Origin of the sequence: Mesorhizobium sp. CA8 (assembly GCF_020164955.1) — a bacterium.
Classification (GTDB): domain Bacteria; phylum Pseudomonadota; class Alphaproteobacteria; order Rhizobiales; family Rhizobiaceae; genus Mesorhizobium.
On sequence record NZ_JAIUHG010000011.1, the window covers coordinates 114,931 to 127,698 of the forward strand.

The 12,768-nt window shown below is 62.6% G+C and carries 12 protein-coding genes and 1 pseudogene; 7 read left to right on the top strand and 6 right to left on the bottom strand.

Features of this window, described 5'->3' with window-relative positions:
• The first annotated feature begins 10 nt into the window (after positions 1–10).
• Complete coding sequence (locus LB553_RS14605; RefSeq protein WP_224514236.1) at positions 11–1,306, top strand: cysteine desulfurase-like protein; 1,296 nt, start codon at positions 11–13, stop codon at positions 1,304–1,306.
• Positions 1,307–1,540: 234 nt separating this feature from the next.
• On the opposite strand, the gene LB553_RS14610 is transcribed toward LB553_RS14605, so the two are convergent.
• From LB553_RS14610 to LB553_RS14635, 6 genes are all read right to left on the bottom strand, one after another.
• The gene (locus tag LB553_RS14610; protein WP_040986056.1) at positions 1,541–2,368 is read right to left on the bottom strand and encodes a dipeptide ABC transporter ATP-binding protein; all 828 of its coding nucleotides are present in this window, start codon (positions 2,366–2,368) and stop codon (positions 1,541–1,543) included.
• Entirely contained in the window at positions 2,365–3,216 is an 852-nt protein-coding gene (locus LB553_RS14615) for an ABC transporter ATP-binding protein (protein WP_224514238.1), read from the bottom strand. The genes LB553_RS14610 and LB553_RS14615 overlap by 4 nt, the downstream gene beginning before the upstream one ends.
• Positions 3,216–4,124, bottom strand: a complete 909-nt coding sequence (locus LB553_RS14620) for an ABC transporter permease subunit (protein ID WP_126079684.1) — start codon at positions 4,122–4,124, stop codon at positions 3,216–3,218. The genes LB553_RS14615 and LB553_RS14620 overlap by 1 nt, the downstream gene beginning before the upstream one ends.
• Entirely contained in the window at positions 4,125–5,132 is a 1,008-nt protein-coding gene (locus LB553_RS14625) for an ABC transporter permease subunit (protein ID WP_224514312.1), read from the bottom strand.
• 51 nt (positions 5,133–5,183) lie between these two features.
• Positions 5,184–6,782: an ABC transporter substrate-binding protein gene (locus LB553_RS14630; RefSeq protein ID WP_224514240.1), complete on the bottom strand. Its 1,599-nt coding sequence runs from the start codon at positions 6,780–6,782 to the stop codon at positions 5,184–5,186.
• Positions 6,783–6,976: 194 nt separating this feature from the next.
• A complete protein-coding gene (locus LB553_RS14635; RefSeq protein ID WP_224514242.1) occupies positions 6,977–7,504 on the bottom strand; it encodes a hypothetical protein in 528 nt (175 codons plus the stop codon).
• Between LB553_RS14635 and LB553_RS14640 the strand changes: the two genes are divergently transcribed.
• From LB553_RS14640 to LB553_RS14665, 6 genes and pseudogenes are all read left to right on the top strand, one after another.
• Positions 7,479–9,188, top strand: a complete 1,710-nt coding sequence (locus tag LB553_RS14640; RefSeq protein ID WP_224514245.1) for a long-chain fatty acid--CoA ligase — start codon at positions 7,479–7,481, stop codon at positions 9,186–9,188. The two genes, LB553_RS14635 and LB553_RS14640, sit on opposite strands and share 26 nt — an antisense overlap.
• Complete coding sequence (locus LB553_RS14645) at positions 9,185–9,898, top strand: class I SAM-dependent methyltransferase (RefSeq protein WP_412033338.1); 714 nt, start codon at positions 9,185–9,187, stop codon at positions 9,896–9,898. Before LB553_RS14640 ends, LB553_RS14645 begins: the two co-directional genes overlap by 4 nt.
• A gap of 149 nt (positions 9,899–10,047) precedes the next feature.
• The gene (locus LB553_RS14650; RefSeq protein WP_224514316.1) at positions 10,048–10,926 is read left to right on the top strand and encodes an alpha/beta fold hydrolase; all 879 of its coding nucleotides are present in this window, start codon (positions 10,048–10,050) and stop codon (positions 10,924–10,926) included.
• Positions 10,927–10,968: 42 nt separating this feature from the next.
• Positions 10,969–11,294, top strand: a pseudogene (locus LB553_RS14655) (antibiotic biosynthesis monooxygenase family protein).
• A 6-nt stretch (positions 11,295–11,300) separates the two neighbouring features.
• Entirely contained in the window at positions 11,301–12,197 is an 897-nt protein-coding gene (locus tag LB553_RS14660) for a DMT family transporter (RefSeq protein WP_224514247.1), read from the top strand.
• A gap of 11 nt (positions 12,198–12,208) precedes the next feature.
• On the top strand, positions 12,209–12,763 hold the full coding sequence (locus LB553_RS14665) for a CGNR zinc finger domain-containing protein (RefSeq protein WP_224514250.1): 555 nt from the start codon (positions 12,209–12,211) through the stop codon (positions 12,761–12,763).
• Positions 12,764–12,768 lie beyond the last annotated feature (5 nt).

A 12,768-nucleotide genomic window follows, 5' to 3' on the forward strand; every position in this document is an offset into this window, starting at 1 on the left:
GAGACGCCTCGTGAACCAGCACCATGTTTCGAAAGCGCAGGAGGGCGCCGCCTCGTTCCCGGTCGAAAAAATCCGCGCCATGTTCCCTGCGCTTCAGCGGGCCGGCGACTTCATCTTCATGGACAACGCCGCCGGCGCGCAGATCCCGCAAGGCGTGCTCGACGCTGTGACCAACCATCTGGTGGGACACAATGTGCAGCGCGGCGGCCGCTATGGCCGCAGCGTCACGGTCGACCAGTCGGTCGCCGACGCACGGACCAGCGTCGCGCTGCTGATCAACGCCTACAGCCCGTCCGAAATCTGCTTCGGCATGAACGCCACCTCGTTCATCCGCCTGGTCAGCCTCGGCATCGGCCAGATGCTTGCCAAAGACGAAGATGGGGGACGCGACGAGATCGTCGTCACCGACATGGACCATGACGCCAACATCGCCACCTGGCTGGCGCTGGAATCCGCCGGCGCCAAGTTCAAATGGTGGCGCATGCGCGAGGACGGCAATCTGCATGTCGACGACCTCAAGCCGCTGATGTCGGAGCGCACTCGGCTCGTCGCCTGCACGGTGACGGCGCATTCCATCGGCTCGATCGTCGATGTCGCTTCGGTGGCGAAGATCGCGCATGCGGCCGGCGCGGAAGTGTTCCTCGACTGCGTGCATTACGGGCCGCACGGGCTGATTGACGTGCAGGCCTGGGATTGCGACTATCTCGTCTGCTCCGGCTACAAGAATTTCTCGCCGCATATGGGTTTTCTCTGGGGCCGCTTCGAAACGCTGAAGCGGCTGCCGACCTTCCGCGAGGATTTCATTCCCGACGAGCCGCCCTACAAGGTCGAAGCCGGCACCTTCATCTACGAGAATGTCTCCGGCATGGACGCGGCGGTGCGCTACCTGGAATCGGTCGGCCGGAACTTCCTGCCCGAGAACAACCGCTCGCGCCGCGACAACATCGTCACCGGCATGAACGCCATCCGCGACTACGAGGTGATGCTGGCGCGCGAGATGCTGAAGGTGCTGAAGGATTGCAATGCCACGATCTACGGCGTCGCCGACGAGGCGCGCATCCATGAGCGCGTGCCGACCTTCTGCTTCAACATCGGCACGCTGTCGCCGCAGCGGATCGTCGAGGAGATGGCCGCCATGCAGATCGGCATCCGCGACGGCCATATGTATGCGCCAAGGCTGATGAAGCGGTTAAACCTGTCGATGGATAGCGGCGCGATACGCGCCTCGCTGGTGCACTACAACACGGTCGAGGAAGTGCGCCGGTTTGGCGAAGCGCTGCGGGCGATTATTGCGAAGCTGTCGTGAAACAACCGAGCCTTCTTAGGGGAATTGGTGCGTAGCAAGTTCCGCTTCGTCACCCACAGGCGAAGCAAGGAGCGAAGCGACGCGGCGCAGACCCGAAGATCCATTCCGTGACTTCAACGCGTTGCAGCGGTGCAGAATTCTGCTCCGCTGTGCCTGCCCTGTAGGGAACGGAATGGATCCTCGGGTCTGCGCGACGCTTCGCGTCGCTCCGCCCGTGGATGACGAATTCCGGACTTAAGCAGCCTTCTTCTTCGCCAGCCTCGCCTTGATGCTGGCGATGTCGGCGCGCGGCGTCGCTGCGAAGAGCGTCTTAGTGTAAGCGTGCTTGGGGTCGGAGAAGACCTCGTCGCGCGGGCCGTATTCGACCGCTTCGCCGAAATACATGACCATCACGTCGTCAGCGATGTAGCGCACCACCGACAGGTCGTGGCTGATGAAGACGTAGGTCAGCTGAAACTCGTCCTGCAGGTCGGCAAGCAGATTCAGCACCTGCGCCTGCACGGAGAGGTCGAGCGCCGAGACCGGCTCGTCCAGCACCAAGAGGCTCGGGTTCAGCATCAGCGCGCGGGCGATGGCGATGCGCTGCCGCTGTCCGCCCGAGAACATATGCGGGTAGCGGTTGTAATGCTCTGGTCCGAGGCCGACCTTCTTCAGCATCTTCATCGCGAGGTCGCGCCGTTCCTCGGCCGGCTTGTCGGTGTTGATGAGCAGCGGCTCGCCGAGCACGTCGCCGATCTTCTGGCGCGGATTGAGGGAGCCATAAGGGTTCTGGAAGACGATCTGCACCTTGCGGCGCATTTCCTTGGTGAGCCCGTCCCTGGCAATATCCACCTTGTTGCCGTCAATGAAGAGCTCTCCGGAGGTGGCCGGATCGATCAGCGTGATGATGCGGGCGAGCGTGGACTTGCCGCAGCCGCTCTCGCCGACGATCGCCAGCGTCTTGCCCTTCTCGACGCTGAAGGAGACGCCCTTCACCGCATGCACGGTGCGCGCACCGCGGAACAGGCCGCCGCCGACATGGTAGTCGCGCTTGATGTCCTTACCTTCGACGACCTTGGTCATGCGCCGGCTCCCGAGGGTGCCGCCTCGAACAGCATGTCCGTGACGGTCGGCAGCCGGTCGCCTACGGCATTTTCCGGCAGGGCGGAAAGCAGCGCGCGCGTGTAGTTGCTCTTCGGCGATTCAAAGAGCGACAGCACGTCGGCCTCTTCCATCTTGCGGCCCTTGTACTGGACGATGACGCGGTCGGCGGTCTCGGCCACCACGCCCATATTGTGGGTGATCATGATCAGGCCCATGCCGTATTTGGCCTGCAGCGAGACCAGAAGATCGAGAATCTGCTTCTGGATCGTCACGTCGAGCGCGGTGGTCGGCTCGTCGGCGATCAGGAGCTTCGGATTGCAGGCGATCGCCATGGCGATCATGACGCGCTGGCACTGACCGCCCGACATCTGGTGCGGGAAGGAATTGAGCCGCTCCGCCGGTTCCGGAATGCCGACCTGCTTGAAAAGCTCGATAGCGCGGGCCCGGCGCTGGGCCTTGTCCATGCCCATGTGGAAGCGCAGCACTTCCTCGATCTGGAAGCCGACGGTGAAGCACGGGTTGAGGCTGGCGATCGGCTCCTGGAAGATCATGGCAATGTCCTTGCCGATGATCTTGCGGCGGTCGGCCGGGCTGATCTTCAAAAGGTCGCGGCCGTTGAAGGTCATGCGATCGGCAGTGACGGTGGCCGTCCATGGCAAGAGACCCATCACGGCCAGCATCGACACCGACTTGCCGGAGCCGGATTCGCCGACAATGGCGAGCACCTCGCGCTCGTCGACATGAAGCGAGACGCCGTCGACGGCGCGGAACGGGCCGGACGCTGTCTGGAACTCGACGACGAGGTTCTGGATGTCGAGCAGCGCCATCACGACCTCCTGAGCTTGGGATCGAGGGCGTCGCGCAGACCGTCGCCGATCAGGTTGATGGCAAGCACGGTGATGAGGATGGCAAGCCCCGGGAAGGTCACCACCCACCAGGCGCGCAGGATGAATTCACGCGCCGAGGCAAGCATCGTGCCCCATTCCGGCGTCGGCGGCTGCGCGCCAAGGCCGAGGAAGCCGAGAGCTGCGGCTTCCAGGATGGCATTGGAGAAGGAAAGTGTGCCCTGCACGATGAGCGGCGCCAGGCAGTTGGGCAAAATGGTGGCGAGCATCAGCCGCAGATGGCCGGCGCCGGCGACTTTCGCCGCCACGACATATTCACGGCTCTTCTCGGCCATCACGGCGGCGCGCACCAGACGGGCGAAATGCGGCTGCAAGACCAGCGCGATCGCCAGCATGGCGTTGAACAGGCCAGGGCCGAGGATGGTGACAAGCACCAGCGCCAGCAGCAGCGACGGGAAGGCCAGGATTAGGTCCATGACGCGCATGATCGCGACGTCGACCCAGCCGCGGAAATACCCAGCCAAAAGGCCGAGCGTGATGCCGCCGGTGAGCGCGAGCGTGACCACCACCGCGCCGATCAGCAGCGAGAAGCGGGCGCCGTAGAGCAGGCGCGAAAGGATGTCGCGGCCGACCGGATCGGTGCCGAGCAGATACTGCGTGCTGCCACCGGCCTGCCAGGCCGGTGGCCTGAGAAACGCGGTCTTATCCTGGACGTCTGGCGCATAAGGCGCGAGCAGCGGCGCGAAAAGCGCGGCGAGCACCAAAAGGATGAACACGAACAGGCCGATGACGGCGCCGCGGTTCACCGAAAAGTAGTGCCAGAAGGTCTTGAGGCCGGTGAGACGATCCGGGCTGCCGGCGGCCATCGGGGCGATTTCGGTCTGGGTCATCTATGCCGCCCTGATGCGTGGGTTGATGACGGCGTAGAGCACATCGACGATGAGGTTCACCGCCATGACGATGAGCGCGATCAAAAGCAGACCCGACTGCACGACGACATAGTCGCGCTTGAAGATGGAATCGACCATCCATTTGCCGATGCCAGGCCAGGCGAAGATGGTCTCGGTGAGGATGGCGCCGGCGAGCAGCGTGCCGACCTGCAGGCCTATGGTGGTGACGACCGGGATCAGCGCGTTGCGCAGCGCGTGCACGCCGATGACGCGCGCCGCCGAAAGACCCTTGGCGCGCGCGGTGCGGACATAGTCCTCGCCCAGCACTTCGAGCATGGCCGATCGCGTCTGGCGCGCGATCACCGCCAGCGGGATGGTGCCGAGCACGATCGAAGGCAGCACAAGGTGGCTGAGCGCGGAGCGGAACGCATCCCATTTGCCATGGAGGAGACTGTCGATGGTCATGAAGCCGGTGATCGGTTTGAAGAAGAACTGCAGGCCGATGCGGCCGGACACCGGCGTCCAGCCAAGATAGCCGGAAAAGAAGATGATGAGCAGCAGGCCCCACCAGAAGATCGGCATCGAATAGCCGACAAGCGCGGTACCCATCAGCGACTGGTCGAACCATGAGCCGCGCTTGACGGCGGCGAAGATGCCGGCGGGAATGCCGATCACCATTGCGAAGATCATGGCGAAGAAGGACAGTTCCAGCGTCGCCGGGAAGAGCGTCTTGAACTCCTCGAGGACCGGGCGCTTGGACGAGATGGAAACGCCGAAATCGCCGGTGGCGACCTCACCGACATAGCGTGCATACTGCTCCCAGATCGGCAGATTGTAGCCGAACTGTTCCTTGAGCTCTTCGTAGCGGGCGGGGGCGACGCCATGCTCGCCGGCCATGGCGAGGATCGGATCGCCCGGCAGCAGCCGGACAAAGGCGAAGGCGCAGATGGTGATGCCGACCAGGGTCGGAATCAGGAGGGCGATTTTGTTGAGAAGGTATCGGAGCATCATCAAATGGAACGGGGCGGCGCTGGAAGTTGCGCCGCCCCGTTCGCAATATTACTCGGACTTGTCAACGCCGTCGAAACGGTGAATGCCGAGCGGGTCCATCTTGAAACCGGTGACATTGTTGCGAACGACCGCGTAGACCTGGCTGTGAGCCAGGAGGAATGCGGGCGCTTGCTTGGCGAAGATCACCTGCGCCTGCTCATAGAGCTTGGTGCGCTCGGCCTGGTCGCTGGTCTTCTTGGCCTTCTGGATCAGGTCCTCGAAGTCCTTGTCGCACCAGCTGGAGTAGTTCGACACGCCGATGGCCGAGCAGGCGAAGAGGGTGGCGAAGAAATTGTCCGGATCGCCATTGTCGCCGGTCCAGCCAATCTGGAAGGCGCCTGGCCGGTCCTTCTTCTTGCCTTCCTCACGGTACTTCGTCCACTCGTAGTTTACGATGTTAGCCTTGACGCCGACCTTGGCCCAGTCGGCCTGGATCAGCTCGGCGGCGCGCTGGAAGTTCGGGTTGTAAGGACGGACGCGATCGGAAGCCCAAAGCTGGATCTCCTTCAGCCCGGCATCGGCCAGCACCTTCTTGGCCGCTTCCGGATTGTAGGTATCGGTCTTCACGTCCTTGTTCCACGACCACATGGTCGGCGGGATCAGGTTTTCGGCGGGCGTGGCACCGGCGTCCTGGAACAGCGACTTGATCAGGGCCTCCCGGTCGATCGCCTGGTTGAGCGCATGGCGCACTTCCGGTTTGTCGAGCGGCGGGATGGTGGTGTTGTAGCTCATATAGCCGATGTTGAGGCCGGCCTGGTCGAGCAGGGTAACGTCTTTGTTGGCCTTGATGGTGGCGATGTCGGCCGGATTCGGGTAGGGAGCCACATCGCATTCACCGGCCAGCACCTTCTGGATGCGGGCGGTCGCGTCAGGCGTGATGGCGAAGACCAGATCGTCGATCTTTTCCTTGCCCTTGAAGTAGTCGGGATTGGCCGCATAACGGATAACCGAATCCAGCTGATAGTCGACGAACTGGAACGGACCGGTGCCGACCGGCTTGGTCGAGAAGTCGGCCATCTTGCCGTCCTTCTGGAGCTGGTCGGCATATTCCTTCGACACGATCGAAGCGAAGTCCATGCCGAGATTGGCCAGCATCGGCGCGTTCGGCTCGGTCAGCGTCAGCTTGACGGTTAGGTCGTCGACCTTCTCCCACTTGGCGACATATTTCGGCATGTCCATGCCGGTGTAATAGTCCCAGGTGAGGTTCGGCAGATACTTGTCGCCGTTCCATGGATTCTGCTTGTTGAACTGGCGATCGAAAGAGAAGACGACGTCATCGGCGTTGAGGTCGCGCGTCGGCTTGAAATAGTCGGTGGTCTGGAACTTCACGCCCGGATGCAGATGGAAAGTATAGACCAGGCCATCGTCGGAAATTTCCCACTTGTCGGCAAGACCGGGCTCGATCTCGGTGCCACCGTGCTTGAATTCGACCAGTCGCGAATAGACGGTGCGCGAAGACGCGTCGAAGTCGTTACCGCCGGTCGTCGTACCGGGATCGAAATTGGCCGGCGATGCTTCCGAGCAATAAACGAGCGTCTTGGCACTGGCCATGCCGCTGAGGACGCTTGCAGCCAGCAACGCGGCTGCAAAAGTCATTGTCTTTTTCATTGAGCACTCCCTGATGTTCTCTCAAGCCCCTCTATCAGGCTCGCGAAGGGCGCATATAAGCACCGTTTCTTCGCCTTTGGAACACCTCGTTTGCGTACCCTATGGGAAGCAGGAAAAGAATCTATTCTTTGCTCTTATTGCAGAAAAAACGAGTAGTTTTTTCTCCTCACGACATTGTTAACGGTGGCAATTTTTTATTGATCGACCGCCTTTCGAAATGGCGGCGCGAGGCATGCCTGCCCGGGATCGCCCCGCGGCCAGGCACGATGCGGGAGGCGAGCAAAGCACAGGATTTCGACGGCAAATCTTTCCCCCCATTGCCGCAGGGGCAAGGCTTGCACGGTCGCCGATAGAGGCAATACATAGATGATGGGTGGGATTTCCCGGAAAATCCGCGACGGCGTGGAGGACGCTTCCCTGGAAGCGGGCGCCGAGATCGAAGGCGACAGGGAGAGACAGGTGGCAAAAGCAGCCAAGACGACAGCCCCGGCGAAAGCAAAGGCCAAGGCCGCCGCCGAAAGCGACGCGCCCAAAACTGTGAAAGCGGCTGCCGCGCCGAAAAGGAAGACGGCTGCTAGGGCAGCGCCCGCGAAGGCAGCCGCAAAGCCGGCCAGTGCGAAACCCGCAGCGGCAAAGACCAAGACCGCAGCCGCGAAAGTGGACAGGCCGGCCGGCGCCAGGCCTGCCTCGAAGGACTTGCCGAAGGCGATCACCGAGCTCACCGTCGGCCTCCCGCAAAAGCCGTGGCTGAAAAGCTATCCGAAGAACATGCCGGCCGAGATCGGCGCCCTGCCCTACAAGTCCATCGGCGAGTTCCTCGTCGGCGCCTGCAAGCAATTCGCCGGGCGGCCGGCCTTCGTGTGCATGGGCAAGTCGATCACCTATGCCGAGGTCGAACGGCTGTCGGCCGCGTTCGGCGCCTACCTGCAGGCGAGAGGGCTCGAGAAGGGCGCGCGCGTGGCGCTGATGATGCCGAACGTGCTGCAATATCCGGTGGCGATGATGGGCATATTGCGCGCCGGCTATACGGTGGTGAACGTCAACCCGCTCTACACGCCGCGCGAACTGGAACACCAGCTGAAGGATTCCGGCGCGCAGGCGATCGTCATCCTCGAAAACTTCGCCGGCACGCTGCAGACGGTGATCGCCAGGACGCCGGTGAAGCACGTCATCGTCGCCGCCATGGGCGACATGCTGGGCGGCCTCAAGGGCGCCATCGTCAACCTTGTGGTGCGGCGGGTGAAGAAGATGGTTCCGGCCTGGTCGCTGCCCGGCCATGTCAAGTTCAACGCCGTGCTCAAGACCGGATCGAGCATCGCCTTCAAGCCGCCCACGGTCTCCGGCGACGACATCGCGTTCCTGCAATATACGGGCGGCACCACCGGCGTCTCGAAGGGCGCTGTGCTGCTGCATCGCAACGTGCTTTCGAACGTCGCGCAGAATTCGCTGTGGGTGGAGGACGCCTATACGGTGAAGCCCAAGCCGGCGCATCTCAACTTCATCTGCGCGCTGCCGCTCTATCACATCTTCGCGCTGACGGTGAACGCGCTCATGGGCATGCAGCAGGGCGCGCAGAACGTGCTGATCCCCAACCCGCGCGACATCCCGGGCTTCGTCAAGGAATTGGCGAAATACCCGATGCATATCTTCCCCGGCCTCAACACGCTGTTCAACGCGCTGCTCAACAATGAGGATTTCCGCAAGCTGGATTTCAAGCCGCTGATCCTGACGCTGGGCGGCGGCATGGCGGTGCAGAAGGGCGTCGCCGAACGCTGGAAGGCGCTGACCGGCTGCCCGGTGAGCGAAGGCTACGGACTGTCCGAAACCTCGCCGGTGGCGACCGCCAACAAATTCAGCTCGGCCGATTTCACCGGCACGATCGGCCTGCCGCTGCCTTCAACCGAGATCGCCATCCGCGACGATGATGGTAACAACGTGCCGCTCGGCGAAATCGGCGAAATCTGCATCCGCGGCCCGCAGGTGATGGCCGGCTACTGGAACCGGCCCGACGAGACCGCCAAGGTGATGACCAAGGACGGCTTCTTCAAATCCGGCGACATGGGCCTCATGGACGAGCGCGGCTACACCAAGATCGTCGACCGCAAGAAGGACATGATCCTCGTCTCCGGCTTCAACGTCTACCCGAACGAATTGGAAGAGGTGGTGGCGCATCATCCCGGCGTGCTGGAAGTGGCGGTGATCGGCGTGCCGGACGAGCATTCCGGCGAGGTGCCTAAATTGTTCGTGGTCAAGAAGGACCCGGCGCTTACCGTCGAGACGCTGATGGTCTACTGCCGCGAGAACCTGACCGGCTACAAGCGGCCGAGATTCATCGAGTTCCGCACCGAGCTGCCGAAGACGCCGGTCGGCAAGATCCTGCGGCGCGCGCTGCGGGACCAGGCTTGAGCGATTATTCCGCCGATAAGGCACGGGTGCGAGACAAGCGGCTCGATCCGGCAGGCTTCATCAAGGCGAACATGCGGCTGGCGCCGGTGCCGTCAGTGCCGGAGGTCCGGCTTTATCAGGCGCATCCCGGCAGCGGCTTGCGGCGGCTGCTCGAACCGGACGACGACCGCGACGAGATCGCGGCCGAGCCGCAGCCGCCCTACTGGGCCTATGCCTGGGCCGGCGGCGCCGTGCTGGCGCGCTATGTCCTTGACAGGCCATCGATCGTTGCCGGCAAACGCGTGCTCGACCTCGGCGCCGGCTCGGGGCTGGTCGGCATCGCGGCGGCAAAAGCCGGAGCGCGCGCAGTGATCGCAGCCGAGATCGACCGCAACGGCGTGGTGGCGCTCCGCCTCAATGCGGAGGCCAACGGCGTCGCCATCGAGATACGCGACGAGGACGTCACCGACGGCCCGCCGCCAGCGGTCGACCTGGTGCTCGCTGGCGACGTCTTTTACGCGCAGGGTGTCGGGCAGCGGATGATGCCGTTCTTCGATCGCTGCCTCGCTGCCGGCATCGATGTGCTGGTCGGCGATCCCGGCCGCGCCTGGCTGCCGAGACCGCGGCTTTGCCTGCTCGGCGAATATCATGTGCCGGATGTCGGCGGAAATGCCGGCAGCGAGCCCAAGCCCAGCGCGGTGTTCGCCTTTGTCCCGATAAAGGGCGACTAAGGAGTCCAGCAATCGCCCCTCGCCTCACATTGGGCGGCACCGGTCATACAGCACTTTCTTATTCATGGTTCCGAGAGCAAAGCTCGGAACAGCAACCAGCTAAACCCGTTTTACCAGTTCTAACAGATAGAACGAAAAACGGAGAAGTCATGGAAATCCACGACATAAGTCACCGTCGATCGAAAATCGGCGGCCACACGATATTTCTGCGGGAAGCAGGGCCGCCCGATGCTCCCGTCCTTCTTTTGCCACATGGCTACCCGTGCTCGTCTTACCAGTTCAGACGCCTGATGCCGGGCCTGGCCGATCGCTGGCGGACGGTAGCATTTGACTGGCCTGGATTCGGTTACAGCGACACACCGGATCTCGCCGAGTTCGACTATGATTTCAATGCTTATGCGAGGGTTCTCACTGACGTTGCCGATGCGCTGCATTTGGAGCGTTATGCGCTCTGGCTCCACGATTACGGTTCTCAGATCGGCCTCCGTCACGCGATAGCGCATCCAGACAGGATCGCGGGCCTGGTCATCCAGAACGGCGACATCTACGAGGACGTGCTCGGGCCGAAATACGACACGATCAAAGCCTGGTGGGCGGACAAATCGGCAGAGAGGCACCGTCCGCTCGAGGAGGCGGTCAGCGAGGAGGGATTCCGCAAGGAGTTCATCGGCGAGGTCTCCGAGGAAGTCGCCAGCCACGTCCCTCCCGATCTGTGGAAGCTGCATTGGCCGCTCATGAACACACCGATCCGGAAGGCGGTGTCGGTCCGGCTGATGGAAAAGCTCGAGCAGAACATCGAATGGTTCCCGCGATACCAATCCTATCTGCGCGAGCACCGACCGCCGACGCTGATCGTCTGGGGACCGCAGGACGGTTACATGCCCGAGCAGTCGGCGCTCGCCTATCGGCGCGATCTCCCGGATGCGGAACTCCACATCCTCGACGATGCCGGGCATTGGCTGTTGGAAACACATTTCGAGGAAGCCCTGCGGCTGGTGCGCGACTTCCTCTCGCGAACGCTGACGTAAGCACAGCTCTCTCCGCCAAATCCAGAACCCAAGGAGACAAACATGGCGACGAAACCAACCATCGCACGCATCTGGCGCGGCCGCACCCGTCGCGACGTCGCGAACAGCTACGAACCCTATTTGAAGGCAGAAGGCATTCCCCGCTTCAGCAGGTTGCGCTCGGCGTCCAGCTCTTTCGCGAGGACCGGGAAGAGGAGACCTGGTTCACGACCATCTCCTACTGGCGCGACATTGAGGCGATGACCGCTTTCACCAAGGGCGACCCGTTCAAAGTCCATCATCTCGACCGCGACGCCGAATTTCTGATCGAACTGCCCGAGCGCATCGAGATCCACCGCATCCTCGTCGACGATCAGCATCTGCGCTGAGTCGCCATGAGCAATCTCGCCCTGTTCGGCCTCATGGCGCTGATCTGGGGGCTGACCTGGGCAGCCGTCAAGATCGGCCTGGATGCCGGCGTTCCCCCGATTCTTCTGGCGGGGCTGCGCTATCTGCTGACTGCGGGAATCCTGGCATTTTGGACGCATGGAACCTTATCGGCCTTCGCGGAAGGTCGGTCGATGCGAGTCATCATATCGGCCCTGCTGACGAATGCCGGAACCTACGGACTGCTGTTCTGGGGCATGCAAACGGTCCCGTCCGGCCTATCCGGCTTGGTCAATCTCGCGCTGGTTCCGGTGCTTCTGTTTGGCTTGGCGGTCCTGCTCGGAGAGGAGCGACCCACCTGGCGCCACGGCCTGGCGCTGGCGCTCGGCTGCACGGGTCTCCTTGCCCTCTTCTGGACACGTCTTGTCGAGCAGGAATCCGGAAACGGATTGGGGCTTGCCGCTATCGTGGCCGGCACTGCATGCTACTGCGTTGGGAGCGTCGTTGCGCGGCCGCTGATCGGCCCGATCAGGCCCCTGACGCTCACCGCGATCCACGCCGTTCTCGGCGGCGCGGCGCTGATCGTCGTCTCGTTCCTTTTGGGCGAGGTTTCGGCGACGCTGCCAGGAAAGATCGACGTCGCTTCGGCTGCGGCCAGCCTGTTGTTCCTTTCCCTCCTCGGAACCATCGTAGCCTACACCATCTATCTGCGCCTGCTTGAACGATGGGGCACCGCCCGCGCCGGGCTCTATGCCTTCATCTCGCCCATCGTTGCATTGGCCGTGGGTGTTTGGCTCTTCGGCGAAAAGATCGGAGCGGCCGAGATTGGCGGCGCCGCGCTTTTGTTGATAGCGGCAGGATTGGCGTTGTTTGGACGCGATGGCGCCGATCCAGCGAGGAAATGAGGCCGTCACCAATGTCATTTCCCCATCGCATCGCCGGCAACCTGGCTCTTGACCTCGCCAACACGATCAGTCGGCGGGGCACCGACCGGGAGGTCGACCATCTCGCGACGGCGGCAGACATTCTGGCATGGTCGAGGCAAACCGGCCTGATCGACAATGATTTCGCCCTTCCTTCGGCCGACCACAAGGCTCTGGTCAAAGACGTTCTCGCCCTTCGCCGCGCTGTAAGCGACGCCGGCTCGGCAATCGCTCACGGCGGCGAACCTCCCGCTGCCGCGCTCGACACCATTCGAAAATATGCAGCCGAGGCACTCAGAACCGCCGCGCTCGTTGGATTGCCGGTGTCGTTGCATTTTCGAGGTGCCAACCGCATCACCGGGGCAATCGCGTGGTCGGCTCTCGACCTGCTTCGCGGCGACGAACTATCGCGTCTCAAACAATGCCCGCCGCACGACTGCCGCTGGCTTTTCATAGATCGCACGAAAAACGGTTCGCGACGATGGTGCGAGATGAACAGCTGCGGCAATCGGGCCAAGAAGCAGTCGCATCGGAGAATGCCGGATTGAGGCGT